We start from the raw sequence: 25,265 nt of genomic DNA on the forward strand, positions 1-25,265 counted from the left end.
CGCTTCCGAAGGGCCGTTGATACGCAAAGGGCAAGAACTTGCCGGCCCGCGGTCGCGTCCCAGCCGGCACCGACCAAGAATAGCGGGAGGAGCCTCATGGCCGACGGGTACACGCGCCTGGAAAATGGGCAGCCGCGAACGATCGGCCGGCTGCTGAACCCGCGATCCGTCGCGATCGTCGGCATGTCCTCGAAGCCGAACACCGCGGGCCATATCGTTCTGCAGAACCTCCAGGCGAACAGCTTTGCGGGAGACATCCACCTCATCGGCCGCAATGCCGGAGAGGTCTCGGGGCTTCCGATCAGGACCGACATCGCCTCCCTGCCCGCGGGCGTGGACCTCGCGGTTCTCACCGTCCCCGCCGCCGCCGTGGAGGAAGCGCTGGCCGGCTGCGCCTCCCGCGGCGTCGGCGCGGCCGTGGTCTTCGCCTCCGGCTTCGCCGAGACGGGCGAGGCGGCGCGGCAGGAGCAGGAGCGGCTGAGCCGCATGGTGCGGGCCAGCGGCATGTCGGTCGTCGGGCCCAACTGCATCGGCTACACGAACTTCGTCGAGGGCTTCAACGTCGCCTTCGTGAGCGTGAACGAGGTTCCCCGCCTCGCCCCCGGCACCACCGACGCGGTGGCGATCATCGCGCAGAGCGGCGGGCTCGGGAACCATATGCGGCTGGGCCTGAACGCCCGGAACGTGCCCGTCTCCTACAGCGTCTCGACAGGCAACGAGATGGACCTCGGCCTGGGCGACTTCGTCCTGCACCTCATCGACGATCCCGCCACGCGCGTGATCATGATCTATGCTGAGCACATCCGGCAGCCCGGCGCTTTCCTGCGCGCGGCCGCAAGGGCGCGGGAGGCCGGCAAGCCGATCGTGCTGATGCATCCCGGGCGCGGGCAGCGGGCGAAGGAGGCGGCCAAGTCCCACACCGGCGCCCTTGCCGGCGACCACGCGGTCATGCGGGTGATGGCGGAGCGCGCCGGCGTCGTGCTGGTGGATACACTTGACGAGGTGCTGGACACGGCCGAGATCCTCGCCCGCTACCCTCGGCCCTCGCCCGGCGGCGTCGGCATCCTGACGTTCTCCGGCGCCTTCTGCGGCATCGCGCACGACTTCTGCGACGATCTGGGCATCGCCATCCCGCCCCTCTCGACGGAAACGGAAGCAGCGCTGCGGCCCCAACTGCCCTCCTTTATCCCTCCCCGCAACCCGCTCGATCTCGGCACCGAGGCGGTGTGGCGGCCCGACCTAGTCGGGATGGGTGCGTCCGCCCTGCTCTCCGAACCCTCTGTCGGCGGGGTCGTGGTCTCGATCCCCGTGGTTTCGCCTAAGCTCTCCCTCGCTTACCTGAACAATATCCTCGAGGCACGGCGGGGCAGCCACAAGCCGGTGGCCCTCGCTCTCCTCGGCGATGGATCGCCGCTACCGCCCGAGTTGCTGGCGGCGGTGCGGGAACACGGCGTCGTTGTTTCCCGCTCCTCCGACCGGACGCTGCGGGCCATGGCGCATGTGCTGCGGCGCAGCCCGCCGCCAGCGCCATCGCAAGCTGATCGGCCGCGCGCCCCCGAACTGCCCGCGATGAGCGGCGCCGGGCCTCAACCGGAGTGGCTGGGCAAGGAAATCCTCGCGACCCTCGGCATCTCCGTGCCAGGTGGCCGGCTGGCCGGCACGCTCGAGCAAGCCATCCTGGTTGCCGGGGAGATCGGCTATCCCGTGGTGCTGAAGGCCCAGGCCGCAGCGCTGGCGCATAAGACGGAGGCGGGCGGCGTCATCCTCAACCTCAAGGATGAGGCGGCGCTACGTGCGGGCTGGGACCGGCTGATGGGCAATCTCCGCCAAGCCCAACCGGACCTGCGCCTCGACGGCGTGCTGGTGGAGGCGATGTCGCCGCCGGGGCTGGAACTCGTCATCGGTGGGCGGCGCGATCCCCAATGGGGACCGGTGCTGCTGGTGGGCCTGGGCGGCGTCCTCGTCGAAGCGCTCGGCGACGTGCGCCTCCTCCCGGCAGACTGTTCGGAAGGGGAGGTTCTCACTGCGTTAAACCAACTGAAGGCCGCGAAGCTGCTGCACGGCTTCCGCAACAGGCCGGCGGTGGATCTCGGCGCGGTGGCGCGCGCAGTGCGCGCAATCGGGCACCTTCTCCTCGACCACCCGGAGATCATCGAGATCGACGTTAATCCCCTGATGGTGCACGCGCAGGGCGAGGGTGCGGTGGCCCTCGACGCCCTTGTCGTCACCGCGTGAACAAGAGCGGAGAACGGCATGTCCTCGGATCTAGTGACCTACGAGCTTGACGGGAAGGTCGCCCTCATCGGCCTGAACAGGCCGGACAAGCGCAATGCGATGAACGACGCCGCGATCACCGCGCTGCGCGACGCCGTGCTCCGGGCCGGCGAGGAAGCAGATGCCGGCGTCATCTTCGGCCATGGCGGGAACTTCTCCGCCGGCCTGGATCTCGCGGAGTTGGCAACACGCCTGCAGCCGGACGCGCCGCGCCCGCGCAAGCGGCTGCCGCGGCACCTCTGGCACTCCACCTTCGACCTCATCGCCCGCGGCTCCATCCCCTTCGTCGCGGCCCTGCACGGCGCAACTATCGGCGGAGGACTGGAACTCGCCGCGGCTGCCCATATCCGGGTCGCGGATGAGACAACCTTTTTCGGCCTGCCGGAAGGCCAGCGTGGCATCTTCGTGGGCGGTGGCGGCTCGGTGCGCATTCAGCGGATCATCGGCTACGCCACCATGGCCGACATGATGCTGACCGGTCGCCTGCTCTCGACTGAGGAAGGGCGGGAGCACCGCCTGGCGCAGTACGTTGTCCCGCCGGGCGAGGCCCTCGGGAAGGCGAAAGAGCTCGCCGCCAAGATCGCCGGCAACACGGCGAATACGAACTGGATGATCACCAACGTCCTGCCCCGGGTGAACGACCTGTCTCACGACGACGGGTTGTTCATGGAGTACCTGAATTCCTCCATGGCGCGCCCGCCGGAATCCCTGCAGCGGCTTAACGACTTCCTGCAGAAACGCGCGACGCCGCTCGCGCGCCCGGCCAGCGCAGCGGAGTAGCGCTCAAGAACAAGATAAGGGAGAGAGGCGAATGTCCTGGAATCTGAACCGCAGGGGCTTTCTCGGTGGCGCCGCTGCTCTGGCTATGCCACCGCCACTCGCCCTGGCCCAGGAGGCACGGGCCACGCGCTGGGCCTATCTGGTCCCGGGCTTTACCGTCCTCATCGCCCGCACCATCGCCGCGAAGGGCTTACCAGGGCGCTTCGGCCTCAATCTCGCGTCGCCCACCGAGTATTCCACCGTCTCGACCTATTACAACGACTTCGCGGCCGGCAACTACGACGTCTGCATCGGCAGCTGGGATGTCTTTGCGGCGCGGCAACAGGCGGGCGTGCCCATCCGCCTTCTCTGCACCATCACCACGGCCGACATGATCCTCGTCCTCACCGGTGACAGGTCGGTTCGTGGCATCGAGGATCTCCGCGGGAAAACGCTGGCCGCGGCACAATCCACCGGCACCTACCGCATGGTCTCCGGCTTGATCCGCGAGCGCTACAACATGGAGGTCGGCAAGGACATCACCGTCCAGGGCGTGGATAACCCCGCCGCGGCCGTGACGCTTGTAATGGCCAACCGCGCCGAGGCCGGCCTCTCCTGGGAGCCGAATATCAGCGCTGGGCTGAAGCGCCGATCCGACCTTCGCGTGATCTTCAACGCGGGCGAGGCCTATCGCGAAATGAACCAGGCGACGCTGCCCTATTTTGGCGTGGCCGTTCGGAACGACTGGGCGGAGCGTAACCCGCAAGCCGTGGCACAGGTCCGCCAGGTCTTCGAAGCCTGCATCGCCGGCATCAACGCCGATCCACAGGAAGCCGTCCGGAGCGTCGGCAGCGCAACAGGCTTCCCGCCCGAGGTGATCACAGACTCCTTGACATCCAAGCGGCTGAGCTTCCGCTTCGGCCCTATGACGGACGCAAGCGAACGCGACGCCGTGGTGAAAGCCGGCGAATTCCTCAAGCGCAACGGCCTGGTTCAACGCTCCGTAGACCAAGACTTCTTTATCACCAGCTGAGCATCGGGACGGGCAGCGGGCAGATTGCGTTGCGAGGAGGCGTCCTCACGAGCCGGCCCGTCTGAGGCAAGGAACTCCGCCACATGGTCGAGGAAGACCTTTGTCTTCCTCGGCAGATAGCGACCCGAGAAGAACGTGGCTGACGCTTCAAGGGCGGGAACCTCGCGCTCCATCTCCAGCCGCACCAGCCGCCCGTTCCGCACGTCGGTGCGGCACATCACGTTGGGCAGGACACCGACGCCGATCCCGGAGAGCACAAGCTGCCGGGCAATGCCGATATTGTTCACCACAATTCTTCCTCGCCTTGCCTGCGATGGGCCTGCCACCGACCCCCAGATCCCCTCGGCCAACTGCTGCTCCGTAAAGATGCACTCCTGCTCCTCCAGTCGACGCGACATGACAGGGTGGCGCGCCAGGTACTCGGGGCTGGCGTAAACACCGCGGGTTAGGGCCGTCAGCCGACGGAAGGGCACCTGCGTGTTGAGCAGCGGGCCGAGATGGATGGCGACATCATAGGTCTCCTCGGAGACATCGACCCACCGCCCGTTCACGTGCAGCTCCAACTCAATGGACGTGTACTGCGCTGCAAAAGATGCGACGGCGCGGCTCAGCCAGCCCGTCCCGAAGTCGATAGGCATGCTCACGCGCAGCTTTCCCGTGAGACTGCCGCGCCGCTCGCTTGTCTGCAGCCCGGCATCCTCCACCTCCGCCGCGATCCGGGCGCAGTGGCCATGCAGGCGGTGTCCTTCTTCGGTGATGCGGATACAGCGGTTGGCGCGCTTCAGGAGCGGTGATCCGACCTGGCTCTCAAGGTGCATGATCTTTCGACTAACGGTTGATTTCGGAAGGCCGAGCGTTCGCGCAGCGCGGGTGATGCTCTGCGCATTCACCACCTCGTGAAAAACAAGCAGCGCATTCAGGTCGAGGTTCATTGGAACGCCTCCTCCTTCATTACGGCGATCCTATGATCGTCCCATATTTAGAACAAGGCGCGGCCGTACTCCGTGCTTTTGCGGAGGCTCTGCCGGTTGTTAGCCTCCACCCAGAATAGCGTCGAAGCGGTCGCATGAGCCGCGGACCGGGCTGTCCACAGCGCGGAAGAAGAGACGGGAGGTGAGAGTGGACGCGTTCCAGGACTACGCAGCCTCGCCCCTTTCAGTCACCAATAACAGGACGAGAGGCTGATGACCGACGACAAGGCCGCCACCCTCGCTCTTCCCGCTCCAGCGGCGCTGCGCCCTAGCGCCTTGCCGAAGCGCGGCAAGTTCAAGATGGGCCAAGCCGATGCCCTCTCCACAGCCGCCGTCGTAATCGTGCTGCTCGGGGCCATGCAGATCGCGAGCAACTTCGTTCCTGACTACATCATGCCACCGCCGGCCACCGTCCTCCGCGCCACCTGGGACATCGTGACAGCTGACGAATTGCACGTCCTGATCACGCTCGTGCGCCTCTTCGCCTCGGTCGCGTTCTCCATGCTTCTCGGCATCGTCATTGGCGGCGCCATGGGGATGTTCGGCACCATCCGCCCTGCGCTCAGGGCCGTCATCGTCATCGACACCGGCATTCCCGCGCTCTCGTGGATGCTGCTCGCTGTCTTCTGGTTCCGCGACCCAGAGACACGGATCTTCTTCATTCTGACGGTCATCCTGGTCCCCTTTTTCGCCCTGAGCATCTATGACGGTATCCGCGCGCTGCCGCGCGATCTGGTGGACGTGGTCGAGAGCTTCCGTCCCTCGCGTTGGCAAGTTCTGCGCTTCCTCGTGATTCCTCATGTCGTGCCCTACGTGTTCCTCACGATGAAATCGGTGATCGGCTACGCCATCCGAATGGTCGTCTTCGCGGAGCTCGTCGCCTCGGCCTCCGGGATCGGGTCGCGCATGAGCCTCGCGCAATCCACTTTCCGGATCGATCAGGTCTTCGCCTGGACCTTCCTTCTCGTGCTCCTGAACATCGGGCTTCAGACCGGCGTATCCATGTGCGAAAGGATTGCTCTGAAATGGCGCCCCGAGGTGGAGGTCCGTTGATGGCCGCGGCGGGAGCACCCCTGATCGAGCTGCGCGAGGTCACCAAGCGCTTCGCCAGCTTCCTGGCCGTGGACAAGCTCAGCTTCTCCGTCGGGGAGGGCGAGATCGTTGCCCTGCTTGGCCGCACCGGCGCCGGCAAGAGTACCGTCCTCAACCTCGTCATGGGCTCCATTGCCCCTGACAGCGGCTCCATCAGCGTTGCCGGCTGTGACCCGTCCAGACAGTTCAAGCAACTGCGCGGTCGCATCGCCGTGAGCTTCCAGACCGATCGACTGCTGCCCTGGCGCACGGCGGTCGAGAATGCAGAATTGGGCCTGCTGATCCTCAACGTTCCAAAGGACGAGGCGCGGCGCCGCGCGCTGGCATGGCTCGACCGCGTGAAGCTGCGAGGCGCCGAGCACAAGTATGTTCATGAGCTGTCAGGTGGCATGCGGCAACGCGTCTCCCTCGCCCGCGCACTGGCGGTCGATCCATCGATCATCTTCCTGGACGAGTCCTTCAGCCAGCTCGACCACGCCACCGCCCGCGCCCTACGCACCGACTTCAAGCGGATCGCCGCCGAGTTCGGCAAGACGTGTCTCTTCGTCACTCACCGGATTGAAGACGCGATTGAGATTGCGGACCGCGCGCTGATCCTGACCCAGGGTGCCCGGATCGCACTGGTGGAACACGTCACCGCAGCCACCCGCGCCGACCCAGCAGCCACCGCCGCGATGCACGAGCGCATCGCACAGGTCCTCGGCCACGAGGACGCGGACACGCTGGCGGACGCCGCGGAATGAGTTTGCACGAGGCAAATGCGGCTCCGCACCACATCCTCATTGCCAAGGCATTCTGATGACCCGCCCCGAAATCGTCATCACCGGATATGCGGAGACAAAGGTCGCCTTCCGGAGCGGCCGCAGTGCCTACGACATCGCAGGCGAGGTGCTCGCGGATCTGCTGGACCGCTACGGGCTGGAGAAGGCCGATATCGACGGCCTTTCCGTAACCCTCGCCTTGAGCGAGGCCTCGAACCCGTTCTTCGCGGTCTACATGGCCGATGCGCTCGGCCTGACGCCGACATGGCTCAACGCGGGGGGCATTGGCGGCTGTTCCGCATCCGGTGGCGTCGCGCGGGCCTGTTCAGCCATCCGGGACGGCATGTGCCGCATCGCCGTCGTGCTCTCCGCCGACGCGCCCAGCACCGCCTGGCGCTCAGATTATGGCGCCTATCGAAGCGAGTTTCAGGATCCTGTCGGCGTGCAGGGCCCGCCCGCCGCCTTCGGCCTGCTGATGAACCGCTACGACCACCAGTACGGCCTGGATCCCGAAGCGCTCGGCAAGATCGCCATCACTCAGCGATCCCACTCGCTTCAGAACCCGAACGCTCTCGACAAATTCCGTAAGCCGCTGACGATGGACGAGTATCTCAGCTCCCGCATGATCGCCGACCCTCTGCGTGTGCTGGATTGCGTGATGTTCTGCGACGGCGGCAACGCCTTTCTCGTGATGAGCGAAACCGAGGCGCGCGCGCGGGGCTTCGGAACCTACGTGCGTCCGGCTGCCTATGCCGAAGTGACGAACTATGCCGGCGATCAGTCCTGCCCCGACATGACGGAGAGCGGCTTCTGGAGGATCGCGCCGGAAGTTTATCGCCAATCGGGCCTGCGTCCCTCCGAAATCGCCATGTTCCAGCCCTATGACGACTTCACTATCGCCGTGCTGATGCAGATGGAAGCATTCGGCTTCTGCGGTCGCGGAGAGGGCTCCGCCTTCGTGCGCGACACAGACCTGTCGGTCCGTGGTTCGCTTCCCCTCAACACCGGCGGCGGACAGATCTCTGCCGGACAACCCGGACTGGCAAGCGGCGGCCTCAACCTAGCGGAAGCGGTGCGGCAGCTCTTCGGTGAGGCGGGCGAGCGTCAGATCGACGCGCCGCGCAACGCGCTCGTCACGGGCATCGGCACCATTCCCTACGGGCGGAACTGGGGAACGAGCGCCGCGATGATCCTGGAGGTCTGAATGCCCGATCATACGAGCCGCCCGGTCCCCAAGCCCGACATCTACGTACCGACGCAGCCTTTCTGGCAAGGCGCCCGGGAAGGCCGGCTGATGCTGCAGTACTGCCGTGACACAGGCCGCTTTCAGCATCACCCCAGGCCGGTGAGCATCCATAATGGGCGGCGCAACATTGAATGGCGCGAAGTCTCAGGCAACGGGTTTATCTATGCCTTTACAGTGCTGCGCGTGCCTGGGCCGGGCATCGGTGGCCGCCTACCGCTTCGCATTGCGCTCGTGGAGCTCGATGAGAAGGTCAGGATCCTCGGGAATGTCTTCGGCAAGGAGGAGGACTCGCCGCAGATCGGCCGGCGCGTCGCGCTCGCCTGGGATCATCTCGATGGTGGCATCCCCTACCCCGCATTCCGGCTCGTCGCGGAACAGGAGGCGGCCGGTGCTACGCCCTGAATCAGCAGCAGAATCCGCCTTCCGGGATGAGGTACGGACTTGGCTTGAGGCCGAGCTGCCGGCTGAGCTGCGCGATCTCACCTTCCGGCCGGCGCCGGCAGCAGCTCTTTCTTGGTACCGGAAACTCTCCGCGCGCGGCTGGATCGCACCACATTGGCCACGTGCCTTCGGCGGCATGGAGGCCAGCCCAGTGCAGCAGCTCATCCTGATGGAGGAGGCCGCACGGATTGGCGCGCCGGAACTACCGACACAGGGCCTGAATCAGATCGGCCCCATCTTGCAGCGCTTCGGATCGCCGGAGCAGAAGGCGCAACACCTCCAGGCGATCCTCTCAGGGGAGGTGATCTGGTGCCAAGGCTATTCGGAGCCGGGCGCCGGGTCGGACCTTGCCTCCCTGCGAACGCGCGGCCGTCTGGAGGAGGATGCGGTCGTCATCAGCGGGCACAAGATCTGGACGACCTGGGGCCATCACGCGGACTGGATGTACGCCCTTGTTCGCACCGATGAGGACGCGCCGAAACGCGAGGGGATCAGCTTCGTGCTGATCGATCTCACGAGCCCCGGGATAACGCGGCGCCCAATCCTCACACTTGCCGACGAGCGTGAGTTCTCCGAGATTTTTCTCGACGAGGTGCACGTGCCGAGGGCGAATATCGTCGGCCGACCTGGTAGTGGCTGGACGGTGGCAACGGCCCTCCTGGATCAGGAACGTGTCCTGATCGGCTCTCCCTCCAATGCACTCCGGGCGCTCGAGCGCCTGCGCCGCGTTGTCCGGGCGCTCGGTGAGGGGCTCGATGCCGATGGCCGGGCTCGGCTGGCCGAGGCGGAGACGGAGACAGAGGTGCTCGTTGCCGCCTATCTCCAGCTTGTCGAGGATCAAGGCTGCGGCCGCCCCGTCGATGCGGCCACCCTTAAGCTGCTCGGCTCCGAGACGACCCAGTTCATCCTGGACGTCGAGCAGGAGATCTGCGGTGCGGCGGCAGCGCTCAAATACCCGGAGGTGTCGGGCGGTGAAGTCATCGACTTCAGCGAGCTGTTCCTGCAGTCGCGCCGACTGTCGATCTACGGCGGATCGAACGAGATTCAGCGCGGCCTCGTCGCCACGCGCGTGCTCGACCTTCCGAAAGGGCGCGCCTGATGTCCGTAGGCAGCGACGGCTTGCATCTGATGGCGGACAGCCTGGCCAGGATGCTCGACACCGGCAGCCGGCGGGAGCGGGCGCGCGCCGCGGCCGACTTACCCGCCGCAAGTCGAGGTCTGGGCAACGAGCTGCTCGAGGCCGGCTGGCTCCGTCTTCTACTCGGGGAGGATTCCGGCGGATGGGGCGCCGATCCCGGTGAGTTCGCGATGCTCCTCGAGAACCTGGGTGGGATGCTCGCGCCGGAACCGCTTGGTCCGGCCATTGTGGCGGCGAGGTTGCTCTCTGACTGCGACACCAGCGCGACCAGCGCGCTCCTCTCAGATTTCGCAGAGGGCCGGGCAACGCTTCTCGTCGCCCAGCGCGCCGATTTCCCACTGGCGGATGCTCCGTCCCACGTGCTGGCGGATGCACAATGGGCCAGTCAGGTACTTTGCGCCCAATGGCAGGACGATCACTTCCACCTCCTTGCCGTTCCCATCACGCAGCAGGCGCGCGGCCGCTGGCCGATGCGGCGGGCCTTGGATGGCGGGGCACTCTGGTTCTTCAATCCCGCCGAGGCCGGGGGCACGAGGATCGCAGAAGGACCTGCGGCGGAGCGCGCGTTTGCCACAGCCCAGAACCTGCTGCGGCTTGCCGCCGCCGCCAGCCTCGTCGGCATCGGGCAGCGCGTGCTCGACCTGACCACCGAGTACCTGCGCCTGCGCCGCCAGTTCGGGGTTCCGATTGGCTCCTTTCAGGCGTTGCAGCACCGCGCCGCGTCAATGCACGTTACCATTCACGGCACGCGCAGCCTCGTCCGCGAGGCGGCGCAGGCCATTGGCACGGGCAAGGAGACGCGTGCCTGCGCCATGGCAAAGGCGAAGGCTTCGACCGCCGTTCGCGCGGTGCTGAAGGAGGGGGTGCAGATGCACGGCGCGGTAGGCTTCTCCGACGAGCTGGAGTTGGCCCTGCACTTCCGCCGCGGCGTGGTTCTGGCAAGCCTTTTCGGAAGCCCAGCCGAGTGCAGGCGGGACCTGGGTCAGCGCTGAAGCGGCTCTTTGGAAACGGTTACGCCGAGGGCCGCGACCGCTCCCCCGTCCATCGACGCACCGTGCCGAGGTCCACATCAAAGAGGTCGAGGACCCGCCCTAGCGTGTGGTCCACCATATCCTCGATGGACGCAGGGCGCGCGTAGAAGGCCGGCACGGGCGGATACACGATGGCGCCCGCCTCCGTCACAGCCGCCATCGAACGGATATGCCCGAGATGAAGTGGCGTCTCCCGAAGCATGAGAACCAGCCGACGGCGTTCCTTCAGTACGACATCGGCCGCGCGCGACAGGAGATTGCCCGTTACTCCCGTGGCAATCTCCGACATCGTCTTCACTGAGCAGGGAGCGACAACCATGCCCAGCGTGCGGAAGGATCCGCTGGAGCACGCCGCGCCGATGTCGCCGATCGGGTGCACGGTGCCCGCCAGCGCCTCAACGTCCGCGACCTTGAAGTTCGTCTCGTGAGCAAGTGTAATCCGTGCCGCCTGGGACATGATCAGGTGCGTATGGATCGAAGAACCGCGCAGAAGCTGAAGCAGCCGTATGCCGTAGAGCGCGCCCGAGGCGCCACTGATCCCGACGATCAGGCGCCGAGGCGTTTCCGGCGAGGCAGGGGAAGCGGAGGTCATGAGGTGCCACCAGGATGACAGGGCAAGGACTGAATATCAGTAATGATTTATGGCGCTTTTCCTGCACGGTCTACGCGGCACCCGGCGTTGCGGAGGCCTGTCTTTACCTCCAGGACCGATACGGCGCTGACGTAAACTTGCTCCTGCTGGCAGCTTGGCTCGGCTCGATGCGCGGCGTCCGGATGGAAATGCCGCTGCCAGACGCGATAGCGGATGCCTCCTGGCAAGAAGCGGTAATCAGGCCTCTCCGTGCTGTCCGCCGCAGGGTGAAGGCGGGGGGTCTCGATGATCCCTCGTTCAGAGAGTTCCACGCCCAGCTTCTCGCGACCGAGCTCGCGGCGGAGCGGATCAGGCAGGCCCAATTGTTCCACTGGGCAGAGCATCACTTTCCGCCGCGACCTGCGGTGGCGGGGCTGGCGCGCGCCAACCTCGCCCTGCTCACCGGCAGCCCGCCCGAAGCCGCCGCGGCGCTGGACCAGCTGGCCGAGGCCGCCGAGGCCCGCGGGCCGGAGAGCTGACCTGCTCACCGGCCGGTAAATTTCGGGTCGCGCTTCTCGTGGAAGGCCGCGACGCCCTCGCGAAAGTCCTCAGAGGTGCGAAGCCGACTATAGCAATGGCCCTCCAGCTCGATGGCGATGGACAGGCTCGCGTCCTCGGTATCGTTCAGCAGCTTCTTGGCGGTACGCTGCGCGAGCGGGGAGAAGGTCACCAGTTCCTTCACCAGCGCGCCCGTCGCCCTTTCCAACTCGCTATCCGCGACGACCTCTGTCGCGATTCCCCAGTCCAGCGCCTGCTTCGCCGGAATACGCCGGGAGCGCATAACGATGTCCTTCGTCCGCGTGATGCCGACGATCTTCTGGAGCCTGGCAGAGCCACCAGAGCCGGGGATCTGCCCCAGCTTCTGCTCCGGCAGCGCGTACTGCGTCGTCTCCGAGGCGAGGCGGAAGTCGCAGGCGAGCGAGATCTCGAAGCCGACCCCGAAGCAGTAGCCGCGGTTGGCGGCGATCACCGGCTTCGTGCAACGCGCGGGCGCGGCAATGTTCCAGGCAAGCTTCGAGACATGCTCGGGCGAGGCATCCATGAACCCCTTGATGTATCCACCGGAGGAGAAATGCTTGCCAAGCGAACGCAACACGATCACCCGCACCGCCTCGTTCTCGTCCAGCGCCTCGAAGGCGCGGCGAAGCTGGTCGCGCTGCGGCATTTCGATGACATTATAGGGCGGCCGATCGAGAATGATGTCGCCGCGCCCCGCGGCAGCATCGATCTCGACATGGAACCCGTCCAACCCGGTCAGGCGGGAATCGGTGGTATCGCTCATGCAGTCGGCTCCTCAGCCGGGTTTTTTGCAGGAAAGGGGGTGGCGGGAATGTAGTCACCCTCCACCAGCTTGCGGCGCAGCAGCTTCCCGACGGGCGAGCGCGGCAGCTCCCCGACGATGACGAAGCGCCGCGGGCGCTTGAAGTTGGCGAGGCCGGACTCGCGGCAGTGGCGGTCCAGCTCGTCCGGGCTCGCCTCTGCATTCAGCCGCACGAAGGCGACGACGATCCTGCCCCAGCGCTCATCGGGCAACCCGACGACCGCGACCTCCGACACGGCGGGATGCAGAGAGAGGCAGCTCTCGATCTCCACCGGCGAGACATTCTCGCCGCCGGTGATGATCATATCGTCTACCCGCCCCGTAACGAAGAGATCGCCCTCGGCGTCGAAGTATCCTGTGTCACCTGTTAGATACCATCCATCGCGCAGCGACTTCGCATCGGCGTCCGGCCGCCGCCAATAACCTTCGAAGGCTTCGTCGCCAGCCAGCGCGGCGGCAATTTGCCCCTCCTCACCGGGCGCGGCCGGTGTGTCGGGACTGCCGAGCTTCACGACCCGGATACGCTGGTTCAGCCCCGATTTCCCGGCGCTTCCCGGCTTGCGCACGGCATCCTGCTCGATGGTGCAGGTATAGACCTCCGAGGATCCGTAATGGTTGACGAATAGCTCCGGCCGGAAGGCCTCGGCGAGCCTGTTCAGCAGCCCGTCCGTCATCGACGCGCCGGCAAATCCCAGTTTGCGAACCGAGGAAACATCGCTGGCGGCGAAGCCCGGATGAGCGAGCATGTCGTGATAGAGAGTTGGGACGAGGTAGAGATTGGTGATCCGCTCCCCCTCGATGAGCTTCAGCGCCGCGGCGACGTCGAAGCGCGGAAGGCAAACGAAGGTTCCGCCGATCAGCGACATCGCGAGAAGCGAGCGCACGCCCATGGTGTGATAAAGCGGCATCACGCCGAGCGTCCGCTCGGCGCGGCGATAGAGGTTCTGAGCGACATGCGCGATCGCGCCAGCGCGCTCCGCCCGGTGCCGGCGCGGCACGCCCTTCGGCCGCGACGTGGTGCCGGAGGTGTAGAGCATCACGGACCAGTCTTCCGCTGTGGCGCGCGGCAGGGCATCGGGCGCGCCGCTCGCGCACAAGGCATCAAAGCCCATCTCCGCCGCGCCCGGCGCACCGAGGACGATGCGGGGCAAGCCGCCCACCCCCTCCGCTCCTGCAATGGCCGCGGCGGAGGATTCCTCGTAGACCACGGCACGAATCTCGGCGTCGGAAATGCAGTAGGTCACGTCCTCCGCAGTCGCGCGCCAATTAAGCGGCGTCATGATGATGCCGTTCATCTGGCAGGCCCAGTGCAGCGTCGCCGCCTGCCAGCGGTTCTGCAGCAAAGTGAGGAGATGGTCCCCTTTCCGAAGCCCAAGCGCCTCTAGCCCGGCCGACAATGAGGAGATGCGCCGGTACCATTCGGCATAGCTCAACCGCAGATCGGCATCCACGATCGCCACGGCGCCGGGATCGCGTTCCACGGCCGCCAGGAAGCTGGTGCCGAGATCAAGCATGGCTGACGTCCTCCCGAAGGCGTTCGGCCGCGGCCAGCGCGGCGCGCAGAATGGGGGCATAGCCGGTGCAGCGGCACAAATGGCCGGAGAGCACCTCGCGCAGTTCCCGCTCGTCCGGTGAGGGGTGGTCGCGCAGATAGGCATCCAGGGTCATCAGGATGCCCGGGGTGCAGAAGCCACATTGCAGTCCATGGTGCTCACGAAAGGCCTCCTGCAACACGGACAGCCGATCGGGCGCCGGCGCGAGCCCTTCGACCGTGCGGATCGATGCTCCTTCAACCTGCACAGCCAGCATGAGGCAGGCGCGCGCCATGCTGCCATCGACCTGGATGGTGCAGGCGCCGCAGACGCCGTGCTCGCAACCGGCATGGGTGCCGGTCGCCGCCAGCGGACCGCGCAGCGTGTCGAGCAGCGTCGTCCGCGGCTCGACCTCCGCCTCCACCGCGCGTCCATTGAGGGCAAAGCGGACGCGGTGCCTCGCACCGGCGCTCAGGCGCGGCATCGCGCGGCCTCCTCGATCGTGGCGCGCCCGAGGCGGCGTACCAGCTCCCGGCGATAACGGGCGGTGGCGTGCAGGTCGTCGCGGGCGCCAAGGTCCCAGGCGAAGGCGTCCAGCGCCTCTTCCAGCGTCGGATCCCCTGGCTGCGGCAGGCTGCGCATCATTGGCCGATCCGCGACGCCACCGACGGCCAGACGCAGTACCGCCCCGTCCGCCACCGCCGCGCAGGCGACGATGGCGTAGTCCCCATGGCGCCGGCCGATCTCGCGGAAGGCCTGCCCGACCCCGGGCTTCGCCGCAGGGATGAAGACAGAGTCAATCATCTCGTTCTCGGCCTTGGCCGTATTCATCAGCCCCGTGAAGAACTCGCCCGCCGGCAGGCTGCGCGCCCTGCGGTGCGAGCGCAGCCTTACCTCTCCACCGAGCGCCAGCAGCAGCAGCGGAATTTCCGCGCTCGGGTCCGCATGCGCGACCGAGCCGCAGACAGTTCCGCGCGACCGCGTTTGCGCGTGCCCGATCCAGGGCAAGGCGGCGGCTAGCATCGGATGGCGCTGGGCAAGGTCCGGAAGCGCGCCCAGCGCCGCTTGGCGGACGCCGGCGCCGATCGTGAGCCCTGCCGCGTCATCCGACAGAATCCGGAACTCCGGCACCCCCATCACGTCCACCAGCACGCCGGGCCGTGCAAGGCGCATGGCCAGCATGGGCATGAGCGACTGACCGCCCGCCAGGATGCGCGCCTCCGTTCCCTCGCGGCGCAGCACGTCCAGGACCTCCTTACGATCCTCCGCACGCACGTAGTCGAAGGACGCCGGCTTCATGCGCGCCCTCCGGTCCGCAGCAGCCGCCGCAGCCAGGCGAGCAGGCCTAGACGCTTTGCCCCACCGCCGCTCGCGTGGTTTGCAAGCGCGGTGAAGAACTGCCCGATCACCACGCGCGCCGCGCCATCCAGCAGCCGGCCGCCGACGGCCGCCACCTTGCCACCGACCGCCGCGTCGTAGTGGTAGCGGATGATCGTCCCGCCCTCCGGTGTCGGCTCCAGCGTCACCGTGCCGCTGCCCTGGCCGGAGCCAAGCCCGCCCTCGGCCGAGCCGGTGAGCACGACCGAACGGGGTGGCACCGGCTCCGCCAGTTCCAGCTCCACGACGTAGCGGCCCCGCACAGGTCCGACACCCAGCGTCACCTCCGCACGGAAATGGCTGTCAGTCAGCCGCTCCACACTGTGGGCGCCGGGAACGATTGCCTGCAATGTCGCGGGATTGAAGAGGATGTCCCACAACACCTGCGGCGGCGCGTCCACCACCGCCTCGCCCTCGCCCGAGAGGCCGCGCTGACCTGTGGCGGTCGGCCTTGTGGTGGGACGCACCCTCGCGGGAGGCTCGCTCTCCGGTGGGAATACATGCTCCGCCAGCCGCGCGGGCGTGACCGGCAAGGTAATGCTGGGGAGGCCCAGTGCGTCGGCCACCGCATTGGCGATGCAGACCGGCGTGGACATGCAGTTGCCCTCCCCCACCCCCTTCGCACCGAGCGGCGTGAAGGGCGAGGGCGTCTCGTGATGCAGGATGCGCAGGTCCGGCACCTCGGTCGCGGTCGGCACAAGGTAATCGGCGAAGGTGCCGGTCTGGAAGGAGCCGTCCGGGGCATAGGCGTGCTCCTCGTAAAGCGCCGCCCCAAGGGCGTGGGCAAAACCTCCCGTTACCTGTCCTGCAACCATGCCGGGGTGAAGCACGCGGCCGCAGTCGTGCATGGTCACGTAGCGGTCAATGCGGATACCGGCGGTCGCCGGATCGATCTCGACAGCACAGATATCGAAGATAAAGCCATGGCAGAGGGAGGAGTTCACCTCATCCGCCTCTGTCGGCGCGGTGAGTTCGGGCGGCGTCCAGAACACCGTTTCGCGGATGCCGCCCTCCATCTCCGGGGGCAGCGTACCGGGCGCCCAGTGGCTCGCCGAGGCGACGCGCGCGAACGGCAGCGCGTTGTCGGGATTGCCCCGTGCACGCACGCGCCCGCCAGCGAACTCCACCTCCTCTGGCAGCAGGTTCAGCCCGGAGGCGGCGATGCGGGCGAGCTTGTCGCGCAGCCGCGTGGCGGCCAGATGCGCGGCTCCCGCGACGGCCGGCGCGAAACGGCTGGCATAGTTCCCCGACGCGATGGACCAGGCGTCCTTTGCCGTATCCATCTCAGACGTCACACGGATCTCTTCCGGCCGCAGACCCAGCACGTCGGCGACAACCTGCGCCAGCACCGTGCGGTGGCCCTGGCCCTGCGGCACGGAGGCGACCTGTACGCTGATGGCACCCAGCGGATCTGCCGAGACGGTGGCCGTGGCCTGGGCGCCGTTCTTCGGCCCTGCGCGCTTGCGCTCCGCCGGCGTGAGGACGGCGCTGATGTATCCCATATTGGAAACGGAGGGTTCCACCACCGCGGCATAGCCGATGCCGTAGAACCGCCCCGCCGCACGCGCGGAGTCCCGGCGGCGCAAAAGCTCCTCATGCCCGCCGTCGCGCAGGGCGGCCTCCATGGCGGCGCCGTAGTCGCCGGAGTCCAACAGCGCGCCGGTCGCGCTGCGGTAGGGGAAGGCATCGGCCGGCACTAGGTTGCGGCGGATCACTTCGAGCGGGTCTAGTCCCAGTTCCAGCGCAATTCGCTGCACCAGCCGTTCCAAAGCAAAGTAGACTTGCGGCCCTCCGAAGCCGCGGTTGAGCCCCGTCGGCGTCTTGTTCGTCAGCACCACGCGGTTGCGGATGGACACGTTCCGCACGGCATAGGCGCCGGTCATGTTGCCGTGCATGCGGTAGAGCGTCGCGGGCTCCGGCGCCCGCAGATGCGCGCCGCAGTCCTCGATCTGGTCCCAGGCCAGGGCAGTGATGCGCCCATCCGCCTCTACCGCCGCGTCCAGCTGCGTCGCGCGGTTGGTGGCGCAGGTGGAGGCGGCGAGGTGTTCCAACCTGTCCTCGATCCACTTCACCGGCCGCCCGGTGATCCGCGAGGCCGCGGCCATCAGGACCATATAGGGGAAGACGCCCTGCTTGACGCCGAAACTACCGCCGGAATCACGGGGCGTCCGTAGGCGCAGGCGATTGCCCGGCACTTTCAGCGCGCGGGCGATCACGGCGTGGATGCTGAAGGGACCCTGGAAATTGGCGAGGATGTCGTAGGATTGGGTTCCGGGCTCGTATTCCGCCACCACGCCATAGGTCTCGATCGGCGTGCAGGCGTTGCGCGGATAGTCGATCACGACGGAGACACGATGCGGCGCCGCGGCGAAGGCGGCCTCCGGATCGCCATAGCGGAAGCTGCGGTCGCTTGCGAGATTGCCCCTCAGCCCCTCGTGCAAGACGGGCGCATCCGGCGCGAGCGCCGCGCGCGGGTCCAGCACGGGTGGCAGGGGCGCGTAGCGGACCGAGATGAGATCCATCGCGTCCTCGGCCAGGTAGCGGTCGCGCGCCACGACCACCGCCACCGGCTCGCCCATGTAGCGCACGCGGTCAGTAGCAATTGGCCAACATTCCACCGGCGCCTTCACGCCAACGACGAGGCTCGTGGTCAGCGCCTGGATATCGTCGCGCGTCAGCACCGCCTCTACGCCCGGGAGTGCCAAGGCCCTGGTGGCGTCGATCGATTCAATCCGCGCGTGGCCGTGTTGGGATCGCAGGATTGCAGCGTGAAGCGTGCCCGGCGGCGCGCCGAGATCGTCAATATAGCGCCCGCGCCCCGTGAGCAGCGCGGCATCCTCCACCCGCGGCAGGGATCGCCCCGTCCAGGGCGCCGTTCCGCCATTCGCTTGCAACGGTGCTTCGGCGTTCATTCGAAGCGCCCGCGCGTCTCGGGGGTCACCAACGCACCCACGAGGTAGAGGAGGAACAGCACGACCGCAAAGGCCGAAAGGGCCATTGGAATGCCCGCCGGTCCACCGGCGGTCAGAGAGACGAAGGTGGGCATCATGCCTCCAATGGCGAAGCCGATGTTCCAGGAAAGGCCGGTGCCGCTCGCGCGCAGCTCTGTCGGGAAGCGCTCGTTGAGGAAAATGAGCACGGGTGCGTAGCCCGCATTGCCGAGGAAGGCGAGCGCGAAGCCATAGGCAAAGATGGTGGAAGACGAGGTCGCGGCCGCCAAGCCGAGGAAGCAAAGAGGCAGCAGCACCAGCTCGCAAAGGCCGACGATGATGAAGGTTGGCTTGCGCCCGATCACGTCACTCATCCAGCCCACCACGAGGGCCGCGATCAGTGCCCCGACGCTCGCCACAATCAAAACCTCCGAGGCGAGCGCGTTCGGCACCTTGTTCACCAGCTTCAGGAAGGAGGGCAGGTAGCCCGAAGTCAGGTAATAGCCAGCGCCACCTCCTGTGGTGATCAGGAGATTCAGCAGCAAGACGTTACGGTACTCGCTTCCGAAGACCATCCGCAGAGGCGAGGCGACCGCCTTCGGCCGCGCCGCCTTCTCCGCCGCCAGGCGCTGGTAGAAGGGCGACTCCTCAAGGCTACGAAAGACGAAAAGCCCGAGCAACGAACTCATGATGCCGGAGAAGAACATCACTCGCCATCCCCAGCCCGCGAAGGCCTCGTCGGGAAAGACCGCGGAGGTGATGAGGAAAACTACCGAGGCCAGCAGCGCGCCGATTGCCGCACCGCCGCCGCCCACCAACCCCGACATCAATCCGCGATACCGCGCAGGCACCGATTCCGTCCCGATCGTGTGCGTGGAAGCGACCACACCACCGACGAAGATTCCCTGCACTAAGCGCAGCACGAGGAACATCACCGGCGCCAGTAGCCCGACCTGCGCCACCGTCGGCAAAAGCCCGAAGGCGGCCGTTGCCAGCCCGACGCCCGTTACCGCCACGACCATCGCGCCTTTCCGCCCATGGCTATCCGCGTAGGAGCCGAACAGCGCCGAGCCGAGCGGCCGCATCAGCAAGGTCACGGCAAAGGAACCGTAGACGGCCGCGAGGGAAAGCGTCGGGTAATCGGAGGGGAAGAACAGCGCCCCGACCACAGGCGCCACGTAGAGCAGGATGAATAGATCGAACAGGTCGAGCGACCAGCCGAGTACCGAGGCAAGCACGGCATAGATGGTCTGGCGCCGGCTTACTGTCGTCTCGCCGATCCCGAGGGTAGCGTCAGACATGCCCCTCTTCTCCCTGTGAGCCCCGTGGCGCGCGTGTGCTTTCCGCCACGCGCCTCAATAGTTGCAAATTACGTTCAGCAGAGCCTGCCGCCCGTCCCGCACGGCCGCGACGGCGCGAGCCAGCGCGGCCGGCAGATCCGCCGCGCGCTCGACTCGTTCGCCGTGCCCGCCGCTCGCCCCGACCAGCGCTTCGAAGGCTGGGGCTGGGCCGAGCTCCGCCAGGATCCGCCCACCGTCGCGCGCGGCAGCTCCTTCGCGGTACATGGCAAGGGTGGAGTTCCGCACGGCGCCGTAGAGCGCGTTGTTGAACACCACTGCCAGCACGGGCAAGCCGTGCGCCTGCGCGACCCAGTGGCAGGCCGTGGGATTGGCGAAGATGTAGGCGCCGTCCCCGAGGGTCGCGACCACCAGCCGCTCCGGCGCGGCCAGCTTCGCGCCCAGGGCTGCGCCCAATCCCCAGCCGAGCCCGCCCGCCGGGCTGAGCCCGAAGAAGGTGCCCGCTTTCTGCCGTGGGCAATGCTCCTGTCGCAGCGGATACTCGTTGACGATGATCGCGTCCTCGCCCACCGCATCGCCGATGCAGCGGCTGAGGTATTCCGGCGAGATCGTGGAACCCGGCACGGCCTTGGCGCGCACCACGCTCCGCCGAGCCGTGGATTGTGCCGCCAGCCTTGAGCGGCGGACCTCGATTTGGCCGACGTCCACTCCGACAGCATCGAGCGCGGCTTCGAGCGCCACGAGTCCGGATGCCACCTCCGATGTGACAGCCAGATCCATGCGGAAGGAGCGCATGGGGTAGCGCTGGAAGGCCGGGTCTTCCGCCAGGTGCACCACGCGGCAGGCTGCCGGCGGCGCCTCCTGGTGCGGGATCCACGGCACGTCGCAATCCACCACCAACACCAGGTCCGCCTCGTCCAGCAACGGGCGCGGCAGGAAACCCATATGCATGGGGTGGTCGCCAGGGAGGTTGGCGTAGCGCGGGTGGAACTCCACCACAGGCAGGGCGAAGCGCTCCGCGAGCCGCGTTAATGCGGTGAAACCCTCGGGCGTGCGGCCAGCTGAGGCGGTCACGACCAGCGGACGCTCGGCCGCCGCGATCCATTCCGCGGCCTGCCGGATCGAGGCCGGGTCAGGATAGGGCGAGGCCGGCGCAACGCGCTCCCGACCTTCCACCAGCGGCGCCTCCGTCGCCGCGGCGAGGATGTCGCGCGGCAGCGTGGCGTAGACAGGGCCGCGCGGGGAGGACATCGCCACCTGCATGGCGCGCGCCACAAGGTCGCCGGCCTGCTCGGGCAGCCGCAGCTCGCCATCCCACTTCACGGCCTCGCGCAGCATGCCGGCCTGGTCGAACATCTCCTGCGCCCAGTGAATGTAGCGCGTGCGAGCACCCTGGCGGCCACCTTCGCTATAAGGCGTCTTGCCGGCGAAGAGGAGCAGCGGCACCTCGTCGCGCCCTGCATCCATCAGGGCGTTGATCGTGTTGGCGGTGCCGACGTTCACATGCACCATCACCGCCTGCGGCCGCCCGGACACCATGTACACGCCGTGCGCCATGGCCACCGCCGCGTTCTCGTGCGGCACCACCATCGGCACGGGCACGGGCCGGTTGCTCTCCGCCGCGCGCGCGAAGGCCTCGGCGATGGGCGGGAAGTCCGTGCCGCCGTTGGCGAAGAAGTAATCCACACCACAGGCGCCAAGCTGATGAAGGAACAGCTCCGCCGCGCTTTGCCCGCCTGGCGCCCCCGCCGGTTGACCCACGGTCATGTCCTGCCCCTCGCTCACGCCAGCTCCTCTCGCCAGGAAACTCCGTCCTGCAGGACATCCTCCAGCACCACCTCGCGCTCGCCCGGCACCGCGATCCGCTTGAACCGCATCGGCGGCGCGTCCAGTGGCATGGTCGCGTCCAGCCCCATCTTCGCCCCCAGCCCGTCGCGCGTGGAGGGATCCAGCTTCGAGCATTGGGAGTCTCCGATCACCACGAGGTCCCGGTCCGCCTGGAACCGCGTCGCAACGGCCCATTCCACCTCGCGCGGGTCGTGGATGTTCACGTCCGCATCCACGACGATCACCTGCTTGATGTCGTAATGCCCGCCGAAGGCGCCGAGGATAACGTTCTTCGCCTCGCCCTCGGAACGCTTCTCCATCTGCACGTAGAGATGATACCGGCAGACCCCGCCCTTCGAGAGATGCACGTCGCGCACGGAGGGAAAGGAGCGCTTCAGATGGGAAAGCAGCGTCGCCTCGCGCGGGATGCCGCCCAGCAGCAGGTGCTCCAGCCCACCGCCGACGATGGTGTGGAAGATTGGCGCCTTCCGGTGCGTCACCGCGTCCACCTGGATCACGTGGCGCGGGGCGCGCTCCCCGTAATATTGCGGGAACTCGCCGAAAGGCCCCTCTTCCTCGCGAACCTCGCGCAAGACGCGCCCCTCGATCACGATCTCCGCCTCGGCCGGCACGCGAACCCCGTTGGTGCGGCAGCGGACCACCGGCAGTGGCGCGCCGTGCAGGGCGCCCGCGATCTCCAGCTCGTCGGTGTCGATCGGTGCGATCGCCTGCGAAGCGAGCAGGCTCATCGGGTCGACCCCGACTACCACCGCGACCTCGAGGTCCGTTCCTGCCTCCTCGGCCATCTGGAGGTAAGACATGGTGTGCCGTGGCAGCAGCAGCACGCCCAGCCGATCCGGCGCGTTGAGCTGCAGGCGGTGGATCGAGACGTTCTGGATGCCGTTGCGCGGATTACGGGAGATGAGCAGCCCCGCGGTGATATAGGGCCCGCTGTCGTGCTCGTTATGCGTCGGCAGCGGCAGGATGCGCCGCAGATCCACCTCTGTGTGCACGACTTCCTGAACCGGCGCCTCCGCCACCTCCTCGCAGGGGATGGGATTGGCCGCAGCGTGCTGGAAGCGCGGCAGCAGCCCCGATGGCGGCACGCCCATCGCTTCCGCCATCCAATCACGATCGGAGGTAAGGCCGGAAACGACGCGCACCGGGTGGCCACCAGGGCGCGGGAAGAGACTCGCCTTGCGCCCGTCCAGCCGGTTCGCCACCGCCGCCAGCTCGTATTCGAGGGCTATTCCCGGCCGGGCCACGGCCAGCCGATCCGTAGCCGCCAGCCGGTCGAGCCAGGCGCGCAGGGTCCGGCAGGGCGCAGCGGCAGTTTCGGCGGCGTTCGGCGCCATCGGCATGAGTTTCCCTCCCGGTTCTCGTCTCACGCGAGCCCCGACGGGAACGCTACCCGCCGCCCCCATAGCGGAAAAATACAGATTAATGATAACCCCATCGCCAGACGCGATCACGAAGGAACGCGCCCGGTGGACCTGCGCCAAATCGAATGTTTTCTGCGCCTCTACGAGGAGGGCTCCGTCACACGGGCCGCGCGGCGCCTGCACATCGTCCAGCCCGCGCTGAGCGCCCGCATCGCGCGGATGGAAGCCGATCTCGGCGAGCAGCTCTTCGAGCGAAGCCCTCAGGGCATGCGCGCGACCCTTGCCGGCCATCGCGCCTACGAGGTCTTCTCGCCGGTGCTGGCAAGCTTCCGGGAAGCCCAACGAAGCTTCGAGCAGCGCAGCGACAGCACCAGCGGACGGCTGACGACCGGCTTCGTAGCCACCGTCGCCAACAGCGCCCTCGCTCCCTCCGTCTCGGCCTTCGTCGCACGCTTCCCCTCCGTGGAGCTCACGGTCTTTGAAGGCTACAGCAGCCTTCTCTACGACTGGGTAAGAGCGCAGCTGCTCGACTTTGCGGTGATCAATGACGTCGTGGACGATCCAGAACTGAAGACCTTGCCGCTGCTCGAGGAGCCCTTCCTCCTCATCGGCGCGGCGGGCGCCGATCTGCCGGCGGGCCCTGCCCTGCCGCAGCAACTTGAGGGCCGCCGCCTTGTGCTGCCCACCAAGCGCCACGGCCTGCGTCTGAGCATCGACCGCATGACAGAGCGGGAGAAGCTCTCCCTCAATGTCGCGCTGGAGATGGACGCGATGCCCGCGATTGGCCGCCTGGTCGAAGACCCCAGCTGGTTTACCATCCTGCCCCCGACCGCCCTTGGGGACCTCCTCGGCACAGGCCGCCTCCGCGCGGTCAGGGTGGCAGCCAGCGGCTTACAGCGCCGCCTCGTCTGCGCCCATGGTGGCCGCCGCCCCCTGAGCCTCGCCGGCCACTGCTTCGCCGAGATCCTGGGCGAGGAACTGCGCCGCAAGTCGGAGGACCTGCTGCGGCGGAGCACATGAAAGGGCATCGCGCCGCATGATGGCTTCGATCATGCGGAACGATTTGAAGTGATGGGGCCTGGCCCATAGCCTTCATGTCAAAGGCACGACCCGCTCGTGCCAGGGAGCAGGAGACGTCCGGCAACACGAGGGAGGAGCGGCCACCGGCACGCCGTCTCGCTCGCGCCAGGTCTTCCGCCCCCGACATCGGCGCCCACGCGCCGCAGGCAGGAAGGCCGCAGGAATGCTTCATCGTCGCACCCTTTCCGCCGGTCTCCTGGCGGCGCCGCTGATTGGTCGGGCCTGGGCACAGGAAGCCTTCCCGAGCCGCCCCGTCCGCCTCATGTGCGGCTACCTGCCGGGCGGCACGACCGACATTATCTGCCGCATCGTGGCTGAGCGCCTGAGCGCCGTCTTCGGCACGAACGTCGTGGTCGAGAACCGCTCCGGCGCGTCCGGCCTCATCGCCGCCGACGCGACGGCAAAGTCGCCGCCCGACGGCTACACCGTTTTCCAGAACTCGCTCGCCATGCACGCGATCATGCCGCAGCTTCCCGGCCAGATCATGCCGATCGACACCAACCGCGACCTGCTGCCGCTGTCGAACGTGGCCGGCGTGTACAACACCCTCGTTGTCTCCGCCCGCAGCCCGGTGCGCAGCGTCGCCGAGCTGATCGACCTGGCGAAGCGCCGCAGGAACGAGCTCACCTTCGGCTCAGCCGGCCTCGGCACCACGCACCACCTGGCGGGGGAGCTTTTCATGAAGCTCGCCGGGGTGGAGATGGTGCACGTGCCCTACCGGGGCGGCCCGGCCGCGATCCTCGACATCATCGGCGGCCGCTGCGACATGATGTTCGGCAACCTGCCGGAGTTGATCGGCTACATGCGCGACGGCACGCTCCGCCCCCTCGCCTTCGGCTCCGCCCGCGTCAGCCCCCTCTTCCCGGATGTGCCGCTGATGTCCGCGACGCTGCCGGGCTTCACCTTCACCAACTGGTTCGGCTTGGCCGGACCTGTCGGCCTGCCGCAAGAGGTGCAGCGGGCCTGGAGCCGTGCCCTGCTCCAGGTGGCCAAGGACCCCGATCTCGACCGCCGCTTCACCGAGGCAGGAATTGAGAACCTCATCGGCACGCAGGAAGCCATCCGGGACAGGATCCGCGAGGATATCGGCTTCTGGGGCGAGTTGATCCGCAGTTCGGGCATCCGCGCGACCTGAAGGCCG

Annotated in this window: 22 protein-coding genes; 12 read left to right on the forward strand and 10 right to left on the reverse strand. The window is 67.3% G+C overall.

What is annotated here, in order from left to right:
- The first annotated feature begins 96 nt into the window (after positions 1-96).
- Genes D9599_RS13000 through D9599_RS13010 form a run of 3 tightly spaced genes read left to right on the forward strand, consistent with a single transcriptional unit; the run spans position 97 to position 4,066 of the window.
- Complete coding sequence (locus D9599_RS13000; RefSeq protein WP_198381664.1) at positions 97-2,235, forward strand: acetate--CoA ligase family protein; 2,139 nt, start codon at positions 97-99, stop codon at positions 2,233-2,235.
- Positions 2,236-2,253: 18 nt separating this feature from the next.
- Positions 2,254-3,054, forward strand: a complete 801-nt coding sequence (locus D9599_RS13005; protein WP_198381665.1) for a crotonase/enoyl-CoA hydratase family protein — start codon at positions 2,254-2,256, stop codon at positions 3,052-3,054.
- A gap of 31 nt (positions 3,055-3,085) precedes the next feature.
- Complete coding sequence (locus D9599_RS13010) at positions 3,086-4,066, forward strand: ABC transporter substrate-binding protein (RefSeq protein WP_198381666.1); 981 nt, start codon at positions 3,086-3,088, stop codon at positions 4,064-4,066.
- On the opposite strand, the gene D9599_RS13015 is transcribed toward D9599_RS13010, so the two are convergent.
- The gene (locus D9599_RS13015) at positions 4,027-4,998 is read right to left on the reverse strand and encodes a LysR family transcriptional regulator (protein ID WP_198381667.1); all 972 of its coding nucleotides are present in this window, start codon (positions 4,996-4,998) and stop codon (positions 4,027-4,029) included. The genes D9599_RS13010 and D9599_RS13015 overlap by 40 nt on opposite strands.
- A 252-nt stretch (positions 4,999-5,250) precedes the next feature.
- On the opposite strand from D9599_RS13015, the gene D9599_RS13020 reads away from it, so the two are divergent.
- The 6 genes from D9599_RS13020 to D9599_RS13045 are packed head-to-tail and all read left to right on the forward strand — an operon-like array spanning position 5,251 to position 10,707.
- Positions 5,251-6,090, forward strand: a complete 840-nt coding sequence (locus D9599_RS13020; RefSeq protein ID WP_198381668.1) for an ABC transporter permease — start codon at positions 5,251-5,253, stop codon at positions 6,088-6,090.
- Complete coding sequence (locus D9599_RS13025; RefSeq protein ID WP_198381669.1) at positions 6,090-6,872, forward strand: ABC transporter ATP-binding protein; 783 nt, start codon at positions 6,090-6,092, stop codon at positions 6,870-6,872. Before D9599_RS13020 ends, D9599_RS13025 begins: the two co-directional genes overlap by 1 nt.
- 55 nt (positions 6,873-6,927) lie before the next feature.
- Positions 6,928-8,094, forward strand: a complete 1,167-nt coding sequence (locus D9599_RS13030) for a thiolase family protein (protein WP_198381670.1) — start codon at positions 6,928-6,930, stop codon at positions 8,092-8,094.
- Positions 8,095-8,538 carry a Zn-ribbon domain-containing OB-fold protein gene (locus tag D9599_RS13035; RefSeq protein ID WP_198381671.1) on the forward strand — a complete coding sequence of 148 codons (444 nt, stop codon included), beginning with the start codon at positions 8,095-8,097 and terminating at the stop codon, positions 8,536-8,538. It begins immediately after the preceding gene.
- A complete protein-coding gene (locus tag D9599_RS13040) occupies positions 8,525-9,676 on the forward strand; it encodes an acyl-CoA dehydrogenase family protein (RefSeq protein WP_198381672.1) in 1,152 nt (383 codons plus the stop codon). The genes D9599_RS13035 and D9599_RS13040 overlap by 14 nt, the downstream gene beginning before the upstream one ends.
- A complete protein-coding gene (locus D9599_RS13045) occupies positions 9,676-10,707 on the forward strand; it encodes an acyl-CoA dehydrogenase (protein WP_198381673.1) in 1,032 nt (343 codons plus the stop codon). Before D9599_RS13040 ends, D9599_RS13045 begins: the two co-directional genes overlap by 1 nt.
- A 19-nt stretch (positions 10,708-10,726) precedes the next feature.
- Here D9599_RS13045 and D9599_RS13050 read toward each other — a convergent pair whose 3' ends face one another.
- On the reverse strand, positions 10,727-11,338 hold the full coding sequence (locus D9599_RS13050) for a UbiX family flavin prenyltransferase (protein ID WP_198381674.1): 612 nt from the start codon (positions 11,336-11,338) through the stop codon (positions 10,727-10,729).
- A gap of 14 nt (positions 11,339-11,352) precedes the next feature.
- Here D9599_RS13050 and D9599_RS13055 point away from each other — a divergent pair, with 14 nt between their 5' ends.
- Positions 11,353-11,856: a TIGR02444 family protein gene (locus tag D9599_RS13055; RefSeq protein WP_198381675.1), complete on the forward strand. Its 504-nt coding sequence runs from the start codon at positions 11,353-11,355 to the stop codon at positions 11,854-11,856.
- Positions 11,857-11,861: 5 nt separating this feature from the next.
- Here the strand turns inward: D9599_RS13055 and D9599_RS13060 are convergent, their stop codons facing one another.
- The 8 genes from D9599_RS13060 to D9599_RS13095 are packed head-to-tail and all read right to left on the reverse strand — an operon-like array spanning position 11,862 to position 23,023.
- Positions 11,862-12,659 carry an enoyl-CoA hydratase/isomerase family protein gene (locus D9599_RS13060; protein WP_198381676.1) on the reverse strand — a complete coding sequence of 266 codons (798 nt, stop codon included), beginning with the start codon at positions 12,657-12,659 and terminating at the stop codon, positions 11,862-11,864.
- A complete protein-coding gene (locus D9599_RS13065; RefSeq protein WP_198381677.1) occupies positions 12,656-14,212 on the reverse strand; it encodes an AMP-binding protein in 1,557 nt (518 codons plus the stop codon). The genes D9599_RS13060 and D9599_RS13065 overlap by 4 nt, the downstream gene beginning before the upstream one ends.
- Positions 14,205-14,714: a (2Fe-2S)-binding protein gene (locus tag D9599_RS13070; protein ID WP_198381678.1), complete on the reverse strand. Its 510-nt coding sequence runs from the start codon at positions 14,712-14,714 to the stop codon at positions 14,205-14,207. Before D9599_RS13070 ends, D9599_RS13065 begins: the two co-directional genes overlap by 8 nt.
- Positions 14,702-15,529: a xanthine dehydrogenase family protein subunit M gene (locus D9599_RS13075; protein ID WP_198381679.1), complete on the reverse strand. Its 828-nt coding sequence runs from the start codon at positions 15,527-15,529 to the stop codon at positions 14,702-14,704. The genes D9599_RS13070 and D9599_RS13075 overlap by 13 nt, the downstream gene beginning before the upstream one ends.
- Positions 15,526-18,519, reverse strand: coding sequence for a molybdopterin cofactor-binding domain-containing protein (locus D9599_RS13080; protein ID WP_198381680.1), 2,994 nt, complete (start codon positions 18,517-18,519; stop codon positions 15,526-15,528). Before D9599_RS13080 ends, D9599_RS13075 begins: the two co-directional genes overlap by 4 nt.
- Positions 18,516-19,838, reverse strand: coding sequence for an MFS transporter (locus tag D9599_RS13085; protein ID WP_198381681.1), 1,323 nt, complete (start codon positions 19,836-19,838; stop codon positions 18,516-18,518). The genes D9599_RS13080 and D9599_RS13085 overlap by 4 nt, the downstream gene beginning before the upstream one ends.
- A gap of 54 nt (positions 19,839-19,892) precedes the next feature.
- Positions 19,893-21,620, reverse strand: a complete 1,728-nt coding sequence (locus D9599_RS13090) for a thiamine pyrophosphate-requiring protein (protein ID WP_309228618.1) — start codon at positions 21,618-21,620, stop codon at positions 19,893-19,895.
- Complete coding sequence (locus D9599_RS13095) at positions 21,617-23,023, reverse strand: UbiD family decarboxylase (RefSeq protein WP_232480464.1); 1,407 nt, start codon at positions 23,021-23,023, stop codon at positions 21,617-21,619. Before D9599_RS13095 ends, D9599_RS13090 begins: the two co-directional genes overlap by 4 nt.
- A 126-nt stretch (positions 23,024-23,149) precedes the next feature.
- Between D9599_RS13095 and D9599_RS13100 the strand changes: the two genes are divergently transcribed.
- Together D9599_RS13100 and D9599_RS13105 are read left to right on the forward strand one after the other, a co-directional pair.
- On the forward strand, positions 23,150-24,064 hold the full coding sequence (locus tag D9599_RS13100) for a LysR family transcriptional regulator (RefSeq protein WP_198381682.1): 915 nt from the start codon (positions 23,150-23,152) through the stop codon (positions 24,062-24,064).
- Between the two features lie 223 nt (positions 24,065-24,287).
- Entirely contained in the window at positions 24,288-25,259 is a 972-nt protein-coding gene (locus tag D9599_RS13105; RefSeq protein ID WP_198381683.1) for a tripartite tricarboxylate transporter substrate binding protein, read from the forward strand.
- Positions 25,260-25,265: the final 6 nt, after the last annotated feature.

This window comes from Roseomonas sp. KE2513 (assembly GCF_016107305.1).
In the GTDB taxonomy this organism is placed as follows: domain Bacteria; phylum Pseudomonadota; class Alphaproteobacteria; order Acetobacterales; family Acetobacteraceae; genus Roseomonas.